The following is a 21,650-nucleotide window of genomic DNA, read 5'->3' as shown; positions in this document are numbered from 1 at the left end:
TCCCCCCCACCCCCCCCCCCACCCCGCCGCCCCCCCGGGCGCGCCCCACCGCGGCGCGCCCCCCCCGCCCGGGCGGGGCCCCCCGACGGCGTTCGACGGCCACCGGCTCAGCGGTCGGCCATCCGCATCGACTCGGCGGCAGCCGCCGGCCCCGGCTCGCCCAGCGAGCCGATCCGGCCCAGCAGGTCGACGATCCGGGACTGCACGTCCTGGGTGGTCGAGCGTTCGGCCAGGAAGAGCACCGTCTCGCCCGTCCGCAGCCGGGGCAGTTCCCGCGGGTCGAGGTCCACCGAGGTGTAGACGACCAGCGGGGTGCGGTGCAGCCGGTCGTTGGCGCGCAGCCAGTCCAGCAGGCCGACCCGGCGGCGGCGGATCTGGAGCAGGTCCATCACCACCAGGTTCGGCTGCACGCTGCTGGCGCGGGCCACGGCGTCGTTCTCGTCCACCGCGTGCTCGACGTGCATGCCGCGCCGCTCCAGGCTGCTGATCATCGCGGCGGCGATGTCCGGGTCGCTCTCGACCAGCAGCACCCGGGGGGCGTGGTTCTCGCCGTCACGCGGGGCCAGGGCGCGCAGCAGGACGGCCGGATCGGCCCCGTAGGCGGCGTCCCGGGTGGCCTGCCCGAGCCCGGCCGTGACCAGCACGGGCACTCGGCTGTTCAGCGCGGCGGTGCGCAGCGACTGCAGTGCGGTGCGGGTGATCGGGCCGGTCAGCGGGTCGACGAAGAGCGCCGCGGGGAAGGCCGGCACCTGCGCGTCCACCTCCTCGCGGGAGCGGACGATCACCGGCCGGTATCCGCGCTCCTGGAGGGCCTGCTTGGTGGACGGGTCGGGCTCCGGCCAGACCAGCAGCCGGCGCGGGTTCCCGTCCACGGCCGGCGTGACCATGGTCGGCGGGTCGGGGGCGAGGTCGGGTGCCGGCTCGCCGTGGCCGGCGGGCGCCAGTTCGGCCATCGGTCGCGGGGGAGTACGGGCCTCGACCGCGGCGGCGCCGTCCACCGGACCGCCCGGCTGGGGCACGGCGACCGTGCCGGACTGCTGGGCCGGGAACGCCGCCGGGAAGGCACCGGCGAACCCGCCGCCCGCACCCATCGGACGCGGCGGGGCGAGCTCGCCCAGCCCGCTGCCCACCGGCTGCGGCGGGCGCGGCTCGCTCTCCTGCGCCTGGGCCACGGCCGGCGGAGCGGACTGCGTGGTCGCGGGCAGGTTGTCGCCCGCCGGCAGCGCCGGCCTGGCGATCTCCAGCGCGGCGGAGGCCGCCGGAGCGGCCTCGGGAGCCGCCTCGCGCTCCTCCGGCCCGTCGGACCTGGCCTCGGCCTCACCGGCCGGCGGTACGGCGAGCCGCCGCCGGCGCCCGGTGGGCGGCGTCGCACCCGGTTCGGGGGCGGCGGGCGCCGGGCTGGCCGGCAGCGCGTGCTCCAGACCGGGGTAGAGCGGGGTGCCGGGGTCGGGCACGCCGGGCAGCGAGAACGCGGCCGGCGGCTCCTCGCCGACGGGCAGGGCGCGCCTGCGCCGGGACGGCTGGCCGGGGGCCTGCGCCGGTTCGGCGCCGGCCGCCTGCTCGGGTTGCTCCGCGGGCCCGCCCGGCCCGAGGGCCAGCGGACCGCGGACGGCGGGGGCCTCGGCCTGGGCGGGGCGCTCGGGCTCGGCCGGCGCCGCCGACGGCCCGGGGCCGAGCGCGATCGGCCCGTGCGACGGCTTCGCAGCGGCTTCGGCGGCTCGCTCGGCGGCCCGCTCTGCGGCGCGGCTGGGCGCCTGCTCGGGTGTCCGGCCGGCGGCCTCCCGGCGGTCGGTGTCACCGGCGGGGACGGCGTAGGCCGTGGTGCCCTCGTCGCCGCCGCGCCACGGGTCGGGCGCGGGCTGCCCGGCGGCCTCGGCGCCGGCTCTCCCGTACGCGGCGTCGCCGCCGTCGCCGTTCCACTGCTCGGGGACGGGCCGGCCCAGCGTCACGCCGGTGCCGGTGCCGGTGCCGGAGCCCTGGCCGGGCTTGCTGGCGGGCGGCGCGTCGTGCCAGGGCTCGGGGTCGGCGGGCCGCTCGGCGGGGCCGGCGGCCCGTCGGCCGCGCGCGGGGCGGCCCTTCTCGTCGGTCGCGGCGGCGGGATCCTGGTGAGGGGCCTGATCGGGCGCGCCCGGCTTCCCGGTCGGCTCCGCGGCGTCGTCCGCCGGCGCCCGCTCGCCCGAGGGCAGCTGCGGGATGCCCGGCAGGTCGGGCAGCACGGCGGTGTCGGACTCCTTGGGCGTGTCCCGGCGGCCGCCGGCGGCGGCGCGCTCGGCGGCGGCCTTGGCCGCGACCGGGTCCAGCGGCAGCTCGACCACGTACGTGGTGCCGGCCCGGCCCGGGAGCTCGTGGGACTGCAGCACGCCGCCGTGCCGCTCGACCACGCTCCGCGCTATCGGCAGGTGGACGGGGCTGGGGCCGAGGCCCGGGCCCCGGATCTCCACCCGGGCGACCTCGCCGCGCTGCGCGGCGGCCAGCACCACCATGGGGGCCTCGCCGCCGTCCGGCGCGGCCGGGCCGGCGGCCGGCGCAGCGGTGTCGGTGGTCGCCGGCGCGTCCAGTGACAGGGCGACGCCGCTCACGTCCGCGACCAGGTGGGCGAGGGCCTGCGCCAGCCGCTCCTCGTCCGCGATCACCTCGACGGCGGCGGCGTGCACCGAGAAGCGCACCCGGCCGGCGCCGACCAGCTCGCCGGCGTGCTCGACCGCGCGCCGAACGACGAGGTCCAGGCCGACCGGCTCGCGCTCCAGCGAGCCCTGCCCGTTCTCGGTGGCGGCCTCGAAACGCTGGTACGACAGCACCCCGTCGATCAGTCGGCCGAACCGCCGGCACTCGTCGGCGAGCCGCCGCAGGGTCCAGTTCGCCTCCGGCCAGAGCTGGCCGGCCGGGTCGCCGGCGAGCGCGTCGATCCGCCGGTGAAGGGCCGTCAGCGCCCCGCCGAGCTCGCTCTCCAGCACCGCGGTGAGGTGCTCGTTGCGGGCGACCAGCGCCAGCTCGCGGCTGCGGTCGGTGAAGGTCATCACCGCGCCGACCAGCTGGTCGCCGTCCCGGACGGGGGCGGTGGTCAGGTCGACGGTGACCGGCCGGCCGTCCTTGCGCCACAGCACGGCGCCGCGCACCCGGTGCTTGCGGCCGGAGGTGAGGGTGTCCAGCAGGGCGGACTCCTCCAGCGTCAGCGGGGTGCCGTCGGCCTTGGAGTGCTGGATCAGCGGGTGCAGCTCGCGCCCGCCGAGCTCGCTCGCCCGGTACTCCAGGATGTGCGCGGCGGCCGGGTTGACCAGCACGCAGCGGCCTTCCAGGTCCACGCCCAGCACGCCCTCGGCGGCGGCCCGCAGGATCATCTCGGTCTGCTTGTGCTGGCGGCGCAGCTCCGCCTCCACGCCGAGCCGGCCGGTCAGGTCACGGACCAGCAGGAGCAGCAGGTCGCTGCCGGACGACTGGCGCGGGCCGTCCCGGTACGGGTCGTACGGCACCAGCGGCGACAGCGCGTAGCCGCGGCCCTCGCTCGCGCCGTCGTCCGCGAAGTCGTTGCCGGAGACCTCCACGGGGAAGGCGGTGCCGTCCGTGCGCCGGGCGGTCATCCGCACGGGCCGGTCCAGCTCCTCGTCCTCGCGCGGGGCCGGGCGCATCGAGCCCGGGATCCGACTCGGGTCGAATTCGGGCAGCAGGTCGAGCACGCCCATCCCGACCAGCGAGGTGCCGGGTGCCTGCAGGCTCTGCACGGCGGCGTTGTTGGCATCGACGACGGTGCCGTTGCTGTTCACCAGCAGCAGCGCGTCGGGCAGGGCGTCGAGTATGGCGGCGAGGCGAGCAGCGCCTCGGATCGGCCTGCTGCTCACGTCGACAGGTCTCCTCGGCTCAGGGCAGCTCCTCCGGAGACGGAAGTATCTCATTGTTCTTTGCGGTCGGGACGACCCGCCTAGTAACGTACCCAGTGGTTGGTGCCGGGCCGGTAGGTTGTGGCATCATCACTGGCACACGGAACGGATCCGCCATGCGGGAACGCTCCTTGTGTGGAGGAGGCTTCGCCTAGTCCGGTCTATGGCGCCGCACTGCTAATGCGGTTTGGGCCTTCAAGCCCATCGAGGGTTCAAATCCCTCAGCCTCCGCCTCCGAAAGTCCCGTCGGCCCTCAGGCCGGCGGGACTTTCCGCGTTCCCGGCGCCGTCGCCCTCCCGGTGCCGTGCTCCCCGGATCGTTTCCGGAACGTGTCCCCGCGGCCCCTCGAGGGCTGCCTTCCGGGCCCGCCCGGGTGCGCCGTCCCGCCGGCCCTCCCGCGCCGGCCCTCCCGCGCCGGCCCTCCCGTGCCGGCCCTCCCGCGCCGGCCCTCCCGCGCCGGCCCTCCCGCGCCGGCCCTCCCGCGCCGACGCGGCCGGTTCCGGTGTTCCCGGCCGGGTCGGGCGGGGTGCGGATCAAACGATTTCGCCCCGCGTCGCAGGTCATGTAATGTTGTTCCCGCACCGCCCCGGTGGCACTGACACCAGGGCGAGCGCTCATAGCTCAACGGATAGAGCACTTGACTACGGATCAAGAGGTTGCAGGTTCGAATCCTGCTGAGCGCACCGCAATCGCGAGGCCCCAGGCTCCGGCCCGGGGCCTCGCCGCTTGCCGCACACGCCGGGCCGGGTGTGCGGGGAGGGCTCCCGGATCGGGTAGGCTTTCCCGAGTACCGCAGGGTGTCGCAAGACCCCTGAGGGCGCTCATAGCTCAACGGATAGAGCACTTGACTACGGATCAAGAGGTTGCAGGTTCGAATCCTGCTGAGCGCACCAGCCGGACCGCAGGCCCCGTCGACCACCAGGTCGGCGGGGCCTGCGGCGTTCCGCGGGGGCGCTAGGCCCGGGCGGCGCCGGGAGGGGTGCCGTGGGGATCGTCGGCGCCGAGTTCGGTGCGGTTGATCCAGGCCACGTCCCGGCGGTCGAGGAACCAGTCGGACGGCGTCAGCGGGCGGGACCGGTTGAGCGTGTCCGGTACCGGGTCGTGCCTGATCCGCCCGGCGTCGGCGCCGAGGCCGAGCAGCAGCCCGGCGATCTCGGGCGCGAGGCCGGGCGGGCCGCTGAGGTGGATGTCCCAGCCCTCCCAGTCGCCGTGCGCCCGCAGCGCGTCGGTGAGCAGCCCGTTCGCCGAGGTGCGGTCCCCGCTGTCGGCGGGCGCGGCGAGCAGGACGTCCAGGCGGGAGTGGGCTCCCACGAACGCCTCGACGGCGGCCAGGTCGTACTGGTCGTCGTCGTCCCTGGCGGCCACGAAGACCATCGCCCGACGGGGGTCGGGCTCGGCGACCAGCTGCTCCAGCAGGGCCTTGGTCTGACCCCAGCCGGTGCCGCCGGCCACCGCCAGCAGCGGGCGCCGGGAGCCGGGCACCAGGCAGGCGTCGCCGATGGCGGGGCCGAGCCGCACCCGCTCGCCGGGCATCACGTCCTCCACCAGCGCGGTGCTCAGCAGCCCGCCGCGCACCCGGCGCACGTGCAGCTCCAGGCTGCCGTCCGGGCGCGGGGCGTTGGCGATGGAGTACGGGCGCCAGACCCGGGGCACGCGCGGGCTGCACAGGGTGAGGTACTGGCCGGCGGTGAAGGGGTAGGGGCGGTCCGGTGCGAGGGTGAGCACCACGATGTCGGGGGCGGCCCGGCGGCGCCGGGTCACCTCGGCCTCCCACCAGGCGGGGGAGTCGCTCCGGTCGTCCTCGGCGGCGGCCTCGGTCATCACCTGGGCGATCACCGTGAAGGCCTCGGTCCAGGCCTTCTCGATCTCCTGGGTCCAGGAGTGGCCGGAGAAGTGCCGCAGGGCCGCGATCAGGCTCGCCCCGACGGCCGGGTAGTGCTCGGGCGCGGCCTGGAACTTGCGGTGGTCGCGCCCGAGCGCGCGCAGGTAGCCGGTGAGCGGGCCGGGGCTCTCCAGCCGCAGGACGAGCTGGGTGAGCGCGGCGAACAGGCGGTCGCGCTGCTCCGCCATCTCCTCGGGGAAGTAGTCGCGGACCCCGGGGTGGTGGGCGAAGAGGTGGGCGTAGAAGTACTTGGCCATGTGGTCGGCGCGGCGCTCGACGACGGCGAAGCTGGCGCGGATGACCGCGGGGTCGAAGGGCACCGCAGCGGCCTCAGGAGCTGGACTGCGCGGCGGTGATCGCCTCGCTCATGGTGGCGGTGACGACGCCGTGGACGGCCGTCCAGGAGGCCTCCACCTCGGGGGTCCAGGCCTCCTCGCCCGCGAAGTGGCGCAGGCTGGCGAGCAGGCTGGCCCCGACGGCGGGGAAGTGCTCCGGCAGGGCGCCGTAGCGCGCGTGCCGGGTGCCGAGGCCGGTGAGGATCCCGACCAGCGTCTCGGTGTCCTCCAGGTGCGTGACCAGGGCGCCCAGGGCGGCCCACAGCTGGTTCTGCTGGTCGTCGAGGTGCTCGGCGAAGAGGGGCCGCAGTTCGGGGTTGTGCTCGAACAGGTGCTGGTAGAAGTACGCGGTGACGGCGGCGCCATGGGGTTCGACGATGGCGAAACTGCTCTTGATGAGAACGGGATTAATGGTCACGGGCGCCGACTCTACTGAGCGCGCGGGTAATTCGAACAGAGATAGCCGATGAATGGTCAAATACTGGTCAGTAACGGTCGGTTGGAGCGGCACGGACGCGGTCCGGACTGCGTCACTCCGGGTGGTGTCCGGTGCCATCCGGGTGTCGGGGAGGGAGAGGGGACGGCCATTTGGGTACGACCTGGGCAAGGGTGACGGTGTCGGAGTATTACCGGCTCGTGATCGTGATTCCGTTTTGTCGGATCTTGTGTCCGGACCCCCTTCGGGTGGCCGAGGCCGAAGGAGCGCCGGATGAGCCGACCGTGGTCGCAGCCCGCCGCCGGCGCGCCGCCGTACGAGCGCCGTACGGGGCGGAGCCGTGTCCTCGCCCCGGGGCCGGCGGTCCTCCTCCTCGCCGCCGCCCTGCTGCTCGGCTGGACCGCCCCTCCCGCCCGGGCGCAGCAGACCCCTGACGGCTGGTCGGACCAGGGCCGCGCGACCCTCCCCTCCGGACTCGCCGTCCAGCTGGAGTTCGCCGCCGCCCCCGGTGTCACCGCCACCGCCGAGCCGGGCCGGCTGGCCGACCCCTCCGGCGGCGCCCGCCCCGCCGCGTACGCGGACGGACTGCGGCCCGGCGCCCCCGCCCGGGCGTTCACGCTCGCCGAGGACCGCCCCCGGGCGGACGGCTCCTGGCGGACCCTGGGCACCCTGCGGATCGCCTTCTCCCGCCCCGTGCGCAGCCCCCGACTGCACGTCAGCGGCCTCGCCGCCCACAGCGCCGACGGCGCCGGCAGCACCGCCACCGCGGCCCGGCTGACCGTCACCGGCGGCTCGCCGGCCGCCCCCGTCCTGGCCCCCCGGACGGCCTGGACGGGCTGGACGGTGGCGGAGAACGCCCTCGGCCCCGGCCGGGCGGACGGCGGCGCGCCCGACGCCGTGGCCGAGGGCAGCCTCGAACTCGCCGGCACCTTCAGCACCGCCACCCTGCGGATCGAGCAGCGCGCCAGCACCCGGGGCGGCGCCACCGCACCCGCCCCCCTGCGCCAGGCGTACACCGTCACCCTGGACGAGACGCTCGGCACCGCGCCCGCCGGCTACACCAACGCCTCGCACCTCGCCACCGACCTCCTGCTCGGCGCGGACGCGAACCCCGGGCCGGCCCGCGAGGCCGGGTCCGGCGTCGCCCGTGCCGGTTCGGGCGCCGCCCGGGTCGCCGCCGGGCCCGTCGCGGGCTCCGCCGACCCCGGTCCGCTGGTCGAGCTCGACCACGGCGCCGGCCGCCGCAGCGTCTTCGCCGACCGGACCCCGCCCAGGCCCGAGCCGGGGCGCGGGGAGTACCAGGGCGCCGATCCGGCCGTCCGGTACCCGGCCGAGGCGTCGATCGGGCGCTACTACCGGCTGAGCGTGCCCGTCTCGGCCGGTGGCACCCCGGCCACCCTGGCCGGCTGGATCGACTTCGACCGCAACGGGCGCTTCGACGCCGCCGAACGCGTCCAGACCGAGGCCCCCGCCGGAGCCACCGCGGCGGGACTCGAATGGATCGTCCCGCCCGGCGCCTCCTCCGGCGAGACCTGGGCCCGGCTGCGGATCGGCCGGGAGGCCGCCCAACTGGTCGCCCCCGGCGGCTTCGCCGACTCCGGCGCGGTCGAGGACCAGCGCGTCCGACTCGCCGTCGGTGCGGCCAGGCCCGAGATCGGCAGTCCGGTCGCCGGCAGCACGGTGGCGGACGCCCGCCCGCAGGTCCGCGGCGAGGGCGCCATCGCGGGTGCGGCGGTCGAGATCCGGGAGGGCACCGCCGTGCTCTGCCGGGCCGCGGTCGGCCAGGGGGGAGCCTGGAGCTGCCGCCCCGACAGCCCGTTGAGCCAGGGCCCGCACAGCCTGACCCCGGTCGAGACCACCACCGGCGGGGTGGTGCTCACCGGCGACCCGGTGCGCTTCGCCGTCAAGAGCGGGCCGCCGGCCGCCCCGCTGCTGTCCCTGCCGGAGTTCACCAACGACCCGGCACCGCTGCTCACCGGGACGGGCGAGCCGGGCAGCACCGTCTCGGTCGGCGACACCGTCCCGGGCGGCGACCGGCCCGCCGCCGTTGCCACCGCGGGTGCCGCCGCCGCGGCGACTGCCGTCCCGGCCGCCGGCGAACTCTGCAGCACCCGGGTCGGGTCCGCGGGCACCTGGGCCTGCCTGCCGGTCGAGAACCTGTCGGACGGGACGCACCGGCTCACCCCGGCCGCCGTCGACGCGGCCGGCAACCGGGCGACGGGCCCGGCGGTCGCGCTGGTCGTCGACACGGTGGCGCCGGCCGCCCCCGTCCTGAGCAGCCCGGCGGCGGGGGAGGTCCTTCGTGCGGCCCGCCCTCGGTTCGCCGGCCGCGCCGAGGGCGGGGCGACCGTCACCCTCGCCGCCCGGGCCGACTCGGCTCCGACCTCGACCTCGACCTCGACCCCGGCTTCGGCTTCGGCTTCGACGGAGGCGATCCCGGTCTGCAGCGCGGTGGCCGCGGTCGACGGCGGCTGGAGCTGTACGGCCGCCAGGGACCTCGCGGTCGGCGTCCACTCACTGGTCGTCAGCGCCACCGACCGGGCGGGCAACGGGACGGCGGCGCACCCGGTCACCGTCCGGGTCGGCGCGCCGGTCGGAGCCCCGGTGGGGACACCGTCGGGGTCGCCGGCGGGGAGGCCCTCAGCGGTGCCCACGCCTGGCACGCCGACACCGACGTCGACACCGAAGCCGACGCCGACACCACCGGCCCCTGCGGGCGCCGCCGCCGCCCCGTCCGCCTCCGGTCCCGCTTCCGTCACCGCCGCCTCTTCCGCCGCCCTGCCCGCCACCTCTTCCGCCTCCGCGTCGCCCGCCGGGCGGCGCTCCGCCGGGGTGCTGCCGCCCGGCGGCTCCTCGGCCGATCGGGTGGCCCCGGCCGCCCCCGACTCGGCGAGCTCCGACCAGGCGCTCGCGGCGCCCTGGGCCATCGGCACGGTGGCCCGGCACCGGGTGGAGTCGACCGGGTGGCGGGCGGCTCTCGCCGGGTGCCTGCTGCTGCTCACCGGGGTGGGGCTGATCACCCGCCGGGTGTTCGGGCGGGGGCCCGGCCGGCGGCGGCGCTGAAGACCTTCGTGAACCCACCCACCATGTGCCTGCGCGTCAGCTCGGATTCGGACGGTTCGTCAGTGAATGTCGACACGCTTGGCGTTAAATGTCGCATTTGATGACATATGAACTTAGCCTGAGTTCGGCACTGCCCGTCAGATCCGGGCCGCCCGTTGCGCGACACACCGACCCCGAGGATCCGTGCATGGACGTCACCCGCGATTCTTCGCAGCGACCCGACAATCTGGCCAACGCCCTCACCCGGCCGTTGCCCGAACCGCAGACGGCGGGCGCCAGCCCGCTCGCCAAGGCGAGCAAACTGCCGCTGGAGCAGATGGCCAGGCGGACGGCGCCGCGTACCGTCCTCGACCCGCTGGACGGACCCGCCACCGAGCCGATGGCCGCTCAGCCCGTCCAGCCGGTCCAGCCGGTGCAGCCGGTACCTGCGCCGGGCGGCGGGCGTTCGGCCCGGCCGGTCCCGCCGGAGGAGGAGACGGTGGTCCGGCCCACGGCCTCCCGCCGCCCCCCGCGCACCGATCCGGCCCTGCGCGAGCACCGCGCCGTCGCGCTGCCGGGCTGGCTCGGCCTGCTCGCGCTGCTGGCCGGCCTCGCCGGCGTCGTCCTGGTGCTCGCCCGGACGGGGGTCATTCCGCACTGGAGCGCCCTGCCGGACATCCGCACCGGAGCGGCCCGGGCGAGCGCCCGACCGGTGGTCGCCCTGCGGGACGTCGCCGCCGCCTCCGGAGCCGGTCTGCTGATCCTGCTCGTCCTGGCCGGACTGCTGGCCAACGCCGGCGGCGAGACCCGGGTGCTGACCCGCTGGGGCCGCTACCGGGGCACCGTCCGCCGGACCGGACTGGTCTGGGTCAACCCGCTGCTGCGCCGGCGCCGGGTGGACGTGCGGCTGCGCCACTGGCGCAGCGAGCCGGTCAACGCCGTGGACCGGACGGGTACGCCGATCGTGGTCCGGCTGCTGATCGTCTGGCGGGTCAAGGACACCGCGCGGGCCCTGCTCTCGCTCGCCGACCACGAGAACTACCTGCGCGAGCAGGTGCACGCGGTGCTCACCCGGACGGCCTCGACGCTGCCCTGTGACAGCGACTCGGTGCCCGGGCCGGCGCTGCGGGACGGCCAGTGGTTCGCGGACGAGCTCACCCGGGCGCTGGCGGCCGAGGTCGCGCCGGCCGGCCTGGAGGTCTACTCCGTGCAGCCGATGGCGCTCGACTACGCCCCCGAGGTCGCGGAGTCGATGCGGCGCCGCCGCCTCGCGGACCTCGACGCGGGCCTGCGCACCGTGCTCGTCGACGACGCGGTGGAGGCGGCCGCGCTCGCGGTCCGCCGGCTGGAGCGGGCGACCGCCCACGAGTTGGACGAGGCGGCGCGCAGCGCCCTGATGGAGCACCTGCTCGTGGCGTTCGTCGCCCCGTCAGGAGTGGCCGCCTCGGTGCCATCCCCCAGTGTCCGGGCCGGCGGACCCTCGCCGGCCGTCCGGGCCGGGCGTAAGGAAGGACGACCCCGATGAGGATAGCCACCGCACCCGCCGCCGCCGATCCGGCGCTGGCGGGGTTCGTGGAGAGCCCGCACAGCATCCCCGCCGTGGCGGGCTGCCGCTGCCACGGCTGCGCGGCCCGACCGCGCACGCCCGCCCGGGTCGCCCGGCCGGGGGAGAGCCGAATACACCGCACGGTACGGAACACCTGCCTGGCGACCACCGTCATGGCGGGCGCCGGAGTGGTCGGCCTGGGCGCCGGCGCGGCGCACGCCGCGCCCGCGCCGGTGAAGCAGGGCTGGGACGGCTCCCGCTACTGGTTCAAGGGCGTCGGCGGCGAGTGGCGCTACACCAGCCGCTACGACGTCTACCTGAACCGGATCGGCGCCAGGCCGGCCGCCCCGGCCGCGACCCCCGCCGCGGGCGGCCCGCCCGCCGCCGGCGCCGCGGCCGGGACGGGCATCACCCAGGGCTGGGACGGCTCCCGCTACTGGTTCAAGGGTGTCGGCGGCGAGTGGCGCTACACCAGCCACTACGACGTCTACCTCAGCCGCATCGGCCGCAGTCCCGCCGCGCCGGGCTCCGGCGCCCGGTCCGAGGGCGCGGCGTCCGGACCGGCCCGGGACACCGCCTCGGACTCGGGGTCGGACTCGGGATCGGGCTCGGAGGCGGGCAGCACCGAGGCCGCCGTCGCCTACGCGCTGGCGCAGGTCGGCAAGCCCTACCTGTGGGGCGGCAACGGCCCGGGCGGGTTCGACTGCTCGGGGCTGGTCCAGCAGGCCTTCCGCCGCAGCGGCGTCGCCCTCCCCCGGGTCGCCGACGACCAGTACGCGGCGAGCACCCCGATCGGTGCCGGTGACCTCCGGCGCGGGGACCTGCTGTTCTGGTCCGACAACGGCCGGGCGTCGGCGATCCACCACGTCGGGATCTACCTCGGTGGCGGCACGTTCGTCGAGGCCCCGCGGCCGGGCCGGAACGTGCGGGTCTCGACGCTCAGTGCCGGCTTCTACCCGACCCACTTCGGACGGCCGTAGCCGTTCGAACAGCAGTACGGGCGGGTCGCGATGCAACCCGTCGCGCCCCGCCCGCGTCGCCGTACTCGCCCGCCCCGCTTGTCCACAGGCCTGTGGACAAGTGGGGCGGGTTCGGTCCGTCCACAGCCTGTGGACGGCGGCCGGGGACGATCAGGCGGAGGCCTCGTCCAGCAGGGCCAGCTCCTCCGGGGTGAGCCGCAGGGCGGCGGCGGCCAGCAGCGGGGCCACCTGCTCCACCGTACGGGCGCTGGCGATCGGCGCGGCGACGGTCGGCCGGGACGCCAGCCAGGCCAGCGCCGCCGTCGCGGGCAGCACGCCGTGCGCGGCGGCGACGGCGTCCAGGGCGTCCAGCACCTTCGGGCCGCGCGGGTCGTCCAGGTAGCGGGCGGCACCCTGCGCCCGGGCGCTGTCCACCCCGGGGCCGCCGGGCCGGTACTTGCCGGTCAGGAAGCCCGAGGCCAGCGCGAAGTACGGCAGCGAGGAGAGCCCGTGCGCCGCGACGACCTCGGCCAGCGGCCCCTCATAGGTGGAGCGCGAGACCAGGTTGTAGTGCGGCTGCACCGCCACGTACCGGGCCAGGCCCTCGCGCTCGGAGAACTCCAGTGCCTCGGCGAGCCGTTCGGCGCTGATGTTGGAGGCGGCGATCTCGCGGACCTTGCCCTCCCGGACCAGCTCGTCCAGCGCCACGGCGAACTCCTCCACCGGCGTCGCGGGGTCGTCGCGGTGGGTGTAGAGCAGGTCGATCCGCTCCACGCCGAGGCGGCGCAGCGACTCCTCCGTCGCGGACTTCACGGTGTGCGCCTTCAGCCCGGTCCACTCGGGGTGCGCCCCGACCTTGGTGGCCACCACGATCTCGTCCCGGTTTCCCCGGCTGCGCAGCCAGTTGCCGATGATGGCCTCCGACTCGCCGCCCGTGTTGCCCGGCACCCAGGCCGAGTACACGTCCGCGGTGTCGAGGAAGTCGCCGCCGCCGGCCGCGAAGGCGTCGAGCACGGCGAAGGACTGCGCCTCGTCCGCCGTCCAGCCGAAGACGTTGCCGCCGAGCGCGAGCGGGAACACCGTCAGGTCGGAGGTGCCGAGGGTCACACGGGGGCGGGGGTCACTGTGGATTTCGGTCATGCCCGAAGTCAACCCGATCGAACGAGCCGCCGTTCCGGTACCCCGTAGGCTTCACGATGTTGTCGTACGGCCGTTGCACGGGAGGCCGCCCGGGCCGGTGACCGGTTCGGAGGGGATCCGGGGTGTCGGCGGGGCGGGCGGATTGGTTAGAGTCCCTGCCATGGCTGACAACGACTACGACCCCGCCGGCAGCACCCAGATGTTCCGGGCGTTCGTCGACGAGACCCCGGCCCCGCAGGCGCCCGGCTCCGTCTCCACCTATGGCAGCAGCCGCGGCGGCAGCCGCACCGGCGTGATCGCCGGCGTGGCCGTCGTGGTGGTGGCCGCGCTGGCCGTCGTCATCTGGCTCGCGGTCAAGTAGGAACCCCGCAGGACGCCGGGCAGGCCAGCCTGCCCGGCGACCCGTCCTGTCCGGCGCTCGATCCGGCGGCACCGCCGCGTGGTGACCGCTCCTGCCCCGAACGGCCGTGGCCGGCCGGGGCGGGAGGCCGGAGCCCCCCGGCCGCGGCCGGCCACGGGTCGGAGCGCCCGCTCAGCAGGCCTTCCGCCAGGCGTCCAGCTCCAGGTGCTTCTGCATCGAGCTGAGGCCCAGCGACTTCGCCTGTCCGCAGAACTTGTCCGTCGACACCTTGTACTCGACGTGCAGCACCGCCTTGCCCGCCTTGATGAACGGGCTGAGCTTCGCGCACTCGTCGAACTCCGCGCACTGCTCGTTCACCGCGAAGTCGAAGTCGCCCACCAGGGCCGGGATCTGGTCGAGGTCGTTCTTCAACGCGACCGCCAGACCGCGCTCGTGCGCCAGGGCGGCGATCATGCGGTTGTACTTCAACTGGTCGTCCGCGGTCAGCGGGAAACCGGTCTTGTTGATGTAGGCGTCCAGGAGGTCGGGCTCGACCGCGTCGAAGCCCTTCGCCCTGCACATGTCGAAGCGGGTCGCCATCAGCGGCTTCAGCTTGTCGATCTCCCGGATGTCGAACCACTTCTCGCCCTGCCAGCCGTTGCCCGAGCCCTGGAGGCTCTTGGAGAAGGCCGCGGCGTCGGGGCGGAAGTCCTCCCAGGAACCGGCGTTGACGTAGCAGATCACCTTGCGACCCTTGGCGTGCAGCGCCGCGACCACCGAGGCGTCGTGCTCGAAGCCGTCGATGTCGTAGACCGGCACGTCCACCGACTGGTCGAGGGTGCCGCCGAGCTGCCACTGCCAGGTGACGCCGGGCTTGGGCTGCCACACCGCGCCGGCCGGCGCCGGGGCGGTCGCCCCGCCGGTGGGCCGGGCGCCGGTCGGCGCCGGGGGTGTGCCGGGCGCCGGGGTCGTGGTGCCCGTCGGGCTGCTGCCGGGGCTCGCGCTGGCGCTGTCGGAGGGGGTGTCCGACGGGGTGCCCGGCTGGGGGTCCGCGGGAGCGGTGGCGACCGGGGTTCCGGAGCCCGTCGCGTCGGCGGAGGTGTCGTCGTCACCGTCGTCCGATCCGCTGCACGCACTTGCCAGCAGCGCGGTGGTCAGGACGAGGGCGGCCAGCATGGGCCGGGAACGGCGGGTCACAGTACTCGAACTCCGGATCGGATCGGGTCGGTCTGGTCTGGTGGCCCCGGGGGTGCGGGGCCCGGTGTCGGGGCTGGTCCGCGCGGGCCGGGTGCGGCGCCGGGGTCAGCCCTGGGCCTGGAGGGCGGTCAGCTCGAACGGCAGCGTGGACCACGGGTTGTCACCGCTGCCGGGGACGGCGCAGCCGACCCCCGCTCTTCGCGCGGTGATCAGCGCGGCGGCCTCGGCCGCCGCCTCGGCCGGCACGTCGTACACCAGGTGGCAGAAGTGCGCGGCGGCGTGACGGCCCGTCCAGAGCGGCAGGGTCATCTCGCGGTACGCCTCCCAGTCGCCCTCGAAGGTGACCAGCAGGTCCGCCAGGCCGATCTCCGCGTAGCCCGGCTCGGGGTGGTCGCCGTGGCCGAACACCACGGTGGCGCAGCCGGCCGCCCGGGCGGCGGTGGCCAGCCGGCGGTAGTGCGGCAGGGCGCCGGAGTGGGCGGCGACCTGGTCGAAGTAGACGCCGTCGGTGTCATACCACTGACGGTACGTCAGCAGATCGGCGACCACGGCCGCGTGCGGGCGCCGGCCGTAGTCGGTGTCGGAGTAGGCGAGCAGCGGTATGCCGGCCGCGCGCAGCTCGTCGGCGCCGGCCGCGAACACGTTGTCGTAGGCGTCGCCCGGCCCGTCGGCGATGTTGATGACGACGGCCGCGACCCGGGCCGGGCCGGCGGCGGCGACCGCCTGCCAGGCCGCCGGGTCCACCGCGGGGTGGACGTACAGCGGCACCAGCAGGCGGCCGTCGTCGGAGGTGCCGGCGGTCATCCGGCGACCGGTTCCGGGGCGGTGCTCGACCAGAGGTCGCGCAGGGTGACGTCGAGGTCGGTCTCCGGCTTCCACCCCAGCTCCCGGGCCGCGAGCGAGACGTCCGCCTGCTGCCAGGAGACCGCGGCGGACCGCTCCGAGCCCGCACCGCTCTCGTCGATCCGGCCGGCGAAGGCGGCCGCGGCCACCAGTCCGTCCGCGATCGCCCGCACCGGCCTGGCCACGCCCGAGGCCAGGTTGATCACCCGGGGCAGCGGCCGGTCGGCCGAGACCGCGAGCGCGACCGCCCGGGCGATGTCCCGGGCGTCCACGAAGTCGCGGTACGCGGAGAGGTCGCCGACCTCCACCACGCCGTCGGCGCCCGCCCGGCGCAGCTCGGCGGCGAGCCGGCCGGGCAGCGAGCCGGCCGGCGCACCCGGACCGACCGGGTTGAAGACCCGCAGCACGACGGCGTCCAGCCCGGAGCCGGCCACCGCGAGGCTGCCGGCCAGCTTGGTGGCGCCGTACACCCCGACCGGGCGGGGCTGTGCGGACTCCGTCAGCGAGGTGCCCTCCTCGCAGGCGCCGTACTCGCCGGCCGAGCCGATGTGCACCAGCCGGGCCTGCGGGGCGCCCTCCCGGAGCGCCTCGCAGAGCACGGCCGGGCCACGGGCGTTGACCTCGGCGAGTTTGACGGCGCTGCCGGCCACCGCGCCGGCGAAGTTGACCACCGCGTCGACCGCGAGCTGCCGGAGCTGCTCGGCCAGCACGTCGGCGCGGGCCGTCGCGAGGTCGAGCGGCAGGTCGTGGGCGGCCCGGCGGCCGCCGGTGAGCACGGTCGTGCCCGGCAGCGCGCGCAGGGCGTCGGCGGCGTGCCGGCCGAGGAAGCCGTCGGCGCCGAGGAGCAGGACTCTCACGCGGCCCGCCCGTCGGCGCCGGCGGGCGCGGCCGGTTCGGCGGAAGGGTCCGCCGCGGTCCGGGCCGCCGGGATCGGGGCCGGGGTCTCGGCCGGGCCCGAGGGAACGGCGTGCAGGCCCTCGGGAGCCTCGTCGCGCAGCAGCAGCGAGCGGTGCGTCGCGAACTCGGCGTTGGCCCGGTCGTAGTCGTCCGGGCGACCGATGTCGAGCCAGTAGCCGCTGAACTCGTAGGCGGAGGGCGGGGTCTCGGCGGCGAGCAGGTCCAGGACCAGCTCGTCGAAGCCGAGCGGCAGCCCCGGCGTGTACTTGGCGAGGGTGGAGCGGGACACGCCGTACACGCCCATCGACACGCGGTAGTCGATGCTCGGCTTCTCCTGGAAGCCGGTGATGCTGCTGCCCTCGGTGGTCAGCACGCCGAAGTCGATCTTGACCTGGCGGGCGTAGGTCGCGATGGTCAGCGGCGCCTTGGACTCCTCGTGGTGCTTGAGCACCCCGGCGAAGTCCAGGTCGGTGAGGATGTCGCCGTTCATCACCAGGAAGTTCTCCGGCAGCCGGTCCTGCATGGTGAGCAGCGGGCCCATGGTGCCGAGCGGGCTGTCCTCGACGGCGTACCCGACCCGCAGCCCCCACTGCGAACCGTTGCCGACGTAGGCCCGGATGATGTGGCCGAGGTGGCCGATCGCGAGCGTCACGGTCTTGAAGCCCGCCGAGGCGAGCTGGCGCATCACGATCTCCAGGATCGCGTGCTGGTCGCCGATCGGGACGAGCGGCTTGGGAAGGGCGGTGGTGTAGGGCCGAAGGCGTACGCCCTTGCCGCCGGCCAGGATCACTGCGTGCATGGTGGTTCCCCCACGGAAGACGATGGCTGCATGAGCTGGACGGGTCAGACGTTGTAGAGGTCGGTCTTGTAACGGGACAGGTTGGCCGGGTCCCGGAAGAACTCGATGGTCTGCTCCAGGCCCTCCTCCAGCGAGTGGCCCGGGGCCCAGCCGGTGGCGGTGCGCAGCCGGGTGGCGTCCGCGACCAGGCGCATGACCTCGGAGTTGGCCGGGCGGATGCGCTGCTCGTCCTCCTTGACGGTGACGTCGACGCCCATCAGCTTGCCGACCAGGGTGACCAGGTCGCCGACCGAGATCTCGCCGCCGGTGCCGGCGTTGAAGGTCTTGCCGACCACGGTCTCGGCGGGCGCGGTGCCGACGGTGCGGAAGGCGGCGGCGGTGTCCTTGACGAAGGTGAAGTCACGGGTGGGGCGCAGGTCGCCGAGGGTGATCACGGTCTCGCCGGCGGCGAGCTGGGCGATCACGGTCGGGATGACGGCGCGCATCGACTGGCGCGGGCCGAAGGTGTTGAACGGGCGCAGCGTGACGACCGGGGTCTCGAAGCTCGCGTGGTAGCTGTCCGCGAGGCGGTCCCCGCCGGCCTTGGAGGCGGCGTACGGGGACTGCGTGTTGATCGGGTGGTCCTCGGTGATCGGCACGGTCTGCGCGGTGCCGTAGGTCTCGCTGGTGGAGGTGTGCACCAGGCGCGGGATGTCGAGGTGGCGCACGGCCTCCAGGACGTTCAGGGTGCCGGTGACGTTGGTCTCGATGTACGAGTGCGGCGCCCGGTAGGAGTAGGGGATCGCGATCAGCGCGGCCAGGTGGTACACCGCCTCGGTGCCCTTGACCAGGCCGTTGACCGAGCCCGGGTCGCGGACGTCGCCGAGGACGATCTCGACCGAGTCGAGGACCTCGCGGTCGAGGGTCTCCAGCCAGCCGAAGGACGAGAAGGAGTTGTACTGGACCATCGCGCGGACCTGGTGGCCGTCGGCGACCAGGGTCTCGACGAGGTGGGAGCCGATGAAGCCCTCGGCTCCGGTGACGGCGACGGTGCTCATACGCGTGATTTCTCTCTCTGGTGGGGTGGGTGGGTCGGTGGCTGAGGGCGGGTGGTGCTTCGGGCCGCGGGGCCCGCGCCCTTCAGCGGTGCTTGGTCGTTCTGCCGAGCGCGGGCCCGGCGATGGCGGTGAGGAGGAGCGCGGCCGCCCCGCAGCCGAGGAGCTGCAGGAGGGTCGGTTCCGCACCGGCCAGCAGCCCGGCGCACTCCGCGATCGCGGCGGCCAGGCAGATCAGGGCGGTGCTCCAGCTGTGGCCGAAGGCGTTCAGCAGCAGGGCCAGCCAGAGCGCGCCGCCGAGGACCAGCAGGGCGCCCAGTTGGACGGTCCCCAGGGTCGGCGCTCCGGGCCAGAGCACGGTGGCGGCCGCGTCCAGCGCGGCCACGGTGGTGAGGTAGGTGAAGAGGCAGCCGAGCAGGACGCCGCCCGTCCGGCGGACGAACTGCCCCGGGGTGTGGCTGGTGCGCAGCGCGGCCACCGCCATCGCCCGGTAGCGGAAGAGCAGCCACTCGGCGAGGCCGAGACTGAGCGTCAGCGCGATCATCGCCGGCCCGGTCGGCGCCGCCGCCTGGCCGAGCGGCACGCCCTCGCCGACCGCCTGGTGGATGGTGGTGCCGAGCCCGGCGATCAGCGTCAGGGTGCCGACCGCGAGACCGAACAGGCCCTGCGGGATCTCCTGGCTCAGCGGCAACCGCAGCACGGTGGCGTCCTGTTCGGCGCGCAGGCAGCGGACCACCTCGCGGGTGGCGAGCGCCAGCGCGAGGACGAGGGTGGAGAGCAGCACGACCGTCCGGACCACCTGCGGCACGTCCACCGCGAGCACCACGCCCGCGCCGAGCGCCGACGGTGCCAGGGCGATCAGCAGGGACTTCTCCCGGCCCAGTACCAGCAGCACGCTGGCCGCCGCCAGGTAGCCGGACTGGCCGGCCGCGAACAGCAGCGAACTGAGCGGGCCGCCCACCACGTAGGCGCTGACGGCCGCGACCAGCGCGCCCGCCGGAGCGCCGATGGCCAGACAGCGGCCGGCGGCGCGGCGCCGGCCGCGCCCGAGCCAGGCGTACGAGCGGTGCGCGAGCGCCTGGTTCCAGGACCAGCTGGCCAGCGTGGCGACGGACAGCGCGACCATGCCGGAGGGCAGGCCGAAGCGCATCCGCTCGACCGCGAAGAGGTTGGCGCCGAGCAGGTAGCCGAGGCCGGGCAGCGCGAACACCAGGCCGCGCACCACGCAGCGCCACGGGTCGGCGCGCCAGGGGTTGGCGAACTCGGCGCTCGGGCCGGGGTAGCGCCGGGCGACCTTGGTGAACAGCTCCTCGGCGAGGGTGAAGGAGTCGGGCCGGCCGTAGTTCAGCGCGGCCTGCTCGTCCGTCAGCCCGTCCGACTCCAGGAAGGCCGCGATCTCGTACGGGTGCACGGCGTCCGCGCAGACGTCGGCGAGCCGCTCGGCGAGCGCGTCGATCGGGTCGGCGGAGAGGTCCAGGCCCTCGTCGGCCGGGTCCGGCGGGGCCGGGCGGCGGCGCTGGCGCGGCAGGGTCCGCAGCTGCATGGTCTGCTCGGCCCACTCGGGGCCGGCCTCGTCGGGGACGAGTCGCAGCGGGCCGCTCATCGTGCCTCCTGGAGGTTCTCCGCGCGCCGGCCCCAGCTGGTGACCGGACGGGAGCCGGCCGCGCCGGCGGGCTCCGGCTGCAGCCCCGGGCCGTCGCCGCCGACGGCGACGACGCCCTCGGGCAGCCAGCGGGCGGTGCCGAGCAGCTCGGTGTAGATGTTCCGGAAGCCGTCGATGTTCTGCCGCAGGGTGAACTGCTCGATCACCCGCAGCCGGGCCTGCTCGCCGAGCCTGGCCCGCCGCTCGGGGTCGCGCAGCAGCTCCAGGGCGGCGGCGGCCATCGGCTCGGGCTCGCGCGGCGGGACGACCAGGCCGGTGTCGCCGACGGCCTCGCGCACGCCGCCGACGTCGGTGGAGACCGTCGAGCGGCCGCAGGACATCGCCTCGATCAGGGTGAACGGGAAGCCCTCGCTGATGCTGGAGAGCATCACCACGTTGCCGGCCGCGTAGGCGTCGGTGATGTCGGCGACCCGGCCCTCGAAGACCACCGAGTCGGCGATCCCGAGTTCGGCTGCCAGGGCTATGCAGCCGTCGCGGTAGCCCTCGCCGCCCTTGGGGGTGCCGCCGAACAGCCGCAGCTTGGCGTCGGGCATCTCCTTGAGGACGATCGCGAAGGCCCGGATCAGCGTCTCCAGGTCCTTGATCGGGTCGACCCGGCCGGCCCAGCTGAGGGTGGGCGTCTCGGGCTCGGGCCCGGCGGGCGGGAACGCCGCGGGGTCGACGCCGTTGTACACGGTGCGGATGTGGGCGGACGGGGTGCCGCCGCGCTCCTCCCAGCGCCGGTTGTACCGGTTGCCCGGGGTCACCAGCGCGGCACGGCGGTAGCTCTCCTCGGCGAGCATCCGGTAGAAGCCCAGCAGCAGCGCCTTGACCGGCCAGCGGTAGGGGCCGGTGCGGTAGCCGAGGTAGCGCTCGCGCAGGTAGATGCCGTGCTCGGTGAGCAGGAACGGTACGCCGTACTGCTGGGAGGCGATCAGGCCGGGCAGGGTGGCCAGGCCGCCGCTGGCCGCGTGCGCCACGCCGCCCTGCGGCGGCTCGACCGACAGCGGTCGCAGCGCGTGCTCCAGCAGGTCGGTGGCGTTCAGCGCGTCGTGCAGGGTCGGCCGGGAGACGGCGGTCGGCAGGTAGTCACGGGTCCAGACGCGCTGGAGGGTGCGCAGGGCGGGCTCGCTGCGCAGCGCCGGGCTGAGCAGGCCGCGCCGGGCGAGGTCGGCGAAGCCGTACAGCTCGGTGCCGAAGTGGGTGGTGTAGACCGGGTCGAGGATGGAGTGCAGGAAGCGCTCGTACGCGTCGAGGAATCTCCGCAGCTCCTTGCGGCGCGGCGGCTTGGCACCCGAGGCCGGGCCCCAGAGCGGTGCGGTGGTCACCGACCGCACGTTGGCGGGCAGTTCCCAGGCGAGCGGCTCGTGGCCGGTGCCGGTCACCGCGACGATGTCGAAATCGACGTCCGGCATGCCCTGGACGAGCTGGTCGCACCAGACACTCACGCCCCCGTGCTGGTGCGGATACGTCCCCTCGGTGAGCAGGGTGACGCGCATCCCCGATCCCCCTCCTTCTCCGTCGACGTCCGCTGTGGTGGGGCGGACGTACAGCCGGTGGTGGGGGGGGGGGGCCCCCCCCCCCCCCCCGGCGGGGGGGGGGCGGGGTGGCGGGGGGGCCGCCCTTGCGGGGGGCATGGGCCCGGCGGGGGTGGGCGCCGGGGTGGGGCCCGCGCTGGCGCCG

General features: G+C 75.6%; 14 protein-coding genes, 3 tRNA genes and 1 pseudogene. 7 read left to right on the top strand and 11 right to left on the bottom strand.

Translation table 11 applies throughout. The annotated features are described in order from the left end of the window. Positions 1 to 107: 107 nt before the first annotated feature. Positions 108 to 3,836, bottom strand: a complete 3,729-nt coding sequence (locus ACFTWP_RS06050) for a PAS domain-containing protein (protein ID WP_380263041.1) — start codon at positions 3,834 to 3,836, stop codon at positions 108 to 110. A 179-nt stretch (positions 3,837 to 4,015) separates the two neighbouring features. Here ACFTWP_RS06050 and ACFTWP_RS06045 point away from each other — a divergent pair. From ACFTWP_RS06045 to ACFTWP_RS06035, 3 genes are all read left to right on the top strand, one after another. Beyond that, a tRNA-Ser gene (locus tag ACFTWP_RS06045) sits at positions 4,016 to 4,106 on the top strand. A 379-nt stretch (positions 4,107 to 4,485) separates the two neighbouring features. Further along, positions 4,486 to 4,558: transfer RNA gene (locus tag ACFTWP_RS06040), tRNA-Arg, on the top strand. A 134-nt stretch (positions 4,559 to 4,692) separates the two neighbouring features. Then, positions 4,693 to 4,768 (top strand) — tRNA-Arg (locus ACFTWP_RS06035). Positions 4,769 to 4,829: 61 nt separating this feature from the next. Here the strand turns inward: ACFTWP_RS06035 and ACFTWP_RS06030 are convergent. Next, on the bottom strand, positions 4,830 to 6,077 hold the full coding sequence (locus ACFTWP_RS06030; protein ID WP_380263040.1) for a globin domain-containing protein: 1,248 nt from the start codon (positions 6,075 to 6,077) through the stop codon (positions 4,830 to 4,832). 10 nt (positions 6,078 to 6,087) lie between these two features. Next, on the bottom strand, positions 6,088 to 6,510 hold the full coding sequence (locus ACFTWP_RS06025) for a globin domain-containing protein (RefSeq protein ID WP_380263039.1): 423 nt from the start codon (positions 6,508 to 6,510) through the stop codon (positions 6,088 to 6,090). Positions 6,511 to 6,801: 291 nt separating this feature from the next. Here ACFTWP_RS06025 and ACFTWP_RS06020 point away from each other — a divergent pair, with 291 nt between their 5' ends. The 3 genes from ACFTWP_RS06020 to ACFTWP_RS06010 all read left to right on the top strand — a co-directional run bounded on the left by ACFTWP_RS06020 (position 6,802) and on the right by ACFTWP_RS06010 (position 12,096). Beyond that, positions 6,802 to 9,591, top strand: a complete 2,790-nt coding sequence (locus ACFTWP_RS06020) for an Ig-like domain-containing protein (protein WP_380263038.1) — start codon at positions 6,802 to 6,804, stop codon at positions 9,589 to 9,591. Between the two features lie 187 nt (positions 9,592 to 9,778). Further along, entirely contained in the window at positions 9,779 to 11,095 is a 1,317-nt protein-coding gene (locus ACFTWP_RS06015; RefSeq protein WP_380263037.1) for an SPFH domain-containing protein, read from the top strand. Beyond that, the gene (locus ACFTWP_RS06010) at positions 11,092 to 12,096 is read left to right on the top strand and encodes a C40 family peptidase (protein ID WP_380263036.1); all 1,005 of its coding nucleotides are present in this window, start codon (positions 11,092 to 11,094) and stop codon (positions 12,094 to 12,096) included. Before ACFTWP_RS06015 ends, ACFTWP_RS06010 begins: the two co-directional genes overlap by 4 nt. Positions 12,097 to 12,246: 150 nt before the next feature. Here the strand turns inward: ACFTWP_RS06010 and ACFTWP_RS06005 are convergent, their stop codons facing one another. Then, positions 12,247 to 13,215 (bottom strand): aldo/keto reductase, encoded by a 969-nt coding sequence (locus ACFTWP_RS06005; protein WP_380263035.1) that lies wholly within the window; start codon positions 13,213 to 13,215, stop codon positions 12,247 to 12,249. Positions 13,216 to 13,375: 160 nt separating this feature from the next. On the opposite strand from ACFTWP_RS06005, the gene ACFTWP_RS06000 reads away from it, so the two are divergent. Further along, a complete protein-coding gene (locus ACFTWP_RS06000; protein WP_380263034.1) occupies positions 13,376 to 13,576 on the top strand; it encodes a hypothetical protein in 201 nt (66 codons plus the stop codon). Between the two features lie 171 nt (positions 13,577 to 13,747). Here the strand turns inward: ACFTWP_RS06000 and ACFTWP_RS05995 are convergent, their stop codons facing one another. The 7 genes and pseudogenes from ACFTWP_RS05995 to pelF all read right to left on the bottom strand — a co-directional run bounded on the left by ACFTWP_RS05995 (position 13,748) and on the right by pelF (position 21,466). Further along, positions 13,748 to 14,752 carry an endo alpha-1,4 polygalactosaminidase gene (locus tag ACFTWP_RS05995; RefSeq protein WP_380263033.1) on the bottom strand — a complete coding sequence of 335 codons (1,005 nt, stop codon included), beginning with the start codon at positions 14,750 to 14,752 and terminating at the stop codon, positions 13,748 to 13,750. A 105-nt stretch (positions 14,753 to 14,857) separates the two neighbouring features. After that, entirely contained in the window at positions 14,858 to 15,556 is a 699-nt protein-coding gene (locus tag ACFTWP_RS05990) for a spherulation-specific family 4 protein (RefSeq protein ID WP_380263032.1), read from the bottom strand. After that, positions 15,553 to 16,452, bottom strand: a complete 900-nt coding sequence (locus tag ACFTWP_RS05985; protein ID WP_380263031.1) for an NAD-dependent epimerase/dehydratase family protein — start codon at positions 16,450 to 16,452, stop codon at positions 15,553 to 15,555. Before ACFTWP_RS05985 ends, ACFTWP_RS05990 begins: the two co-directional genes overlap by 4 nt. Before the next feature lie 134 nt (positions 16,453 to 16,586). Further along, a pseudogene (locus ACFTWP_RS05980) lies at positions 16,587 to 17,291 on the bottom strand (NDP-sugar synthase); the annotation flags it as partial. Between the two features lie 44 nt (positions 17,292 to 17,335). Further along, positions 17,336 to 18,328, bottom strand: a complete 993-nt coding sequence (locus ACFTWP_RS05975; RefSeq protein ID WP_380263030.1) for an SDR family NAD(P)-dependent oxidoreductase — start codon at positions 18,326 to 18,328, stop codon at positions 17,336 to 17,338. 82 nt (positions 18,329 to 18,410) lie between these two features. After that, a complete protein-coding gene (locus tag ACFTWP_RS05970; RefSeq protein ID WP_380263029.1) occupies positions 18,411 to 19,928 on the bottom strand; it encodes a hypothetical protein in 1,518 nt (505 codons plus the stop codon). Next, a complete protein-coding gene (gene pelF / locus ACFTWP_RS05965) occupies positions 19,925 to 21,466 on the bottom strand; it encodes a GT4 family glycosyltransferase PelF (protein ID WP_380263028.1) in 1,542 nt (513 codons plus the stop codon). The genes ACFTWP_RS05970 and pelF overlap by 4 nt, the downstream gene beginning before the upstream one ends. Between the last annotated feature and the right edge of the window lie 184 nt (positions 21,467 to 21,650).

The organism is Kitasatospora sp. NPDC057015 (assembly GCF_042673745.1).
Taxonomy (GTDB): Bacteria; Actinomycetota; Actinomycetes; order Streptomycetales; family Streptomycetaceae; genus Kitasatospora.
The sequence above is the reverse complement of the archived record's forward strand: the minus strand, read 5'-3'. Positions and strand labels throughout refer to the sequence as shown.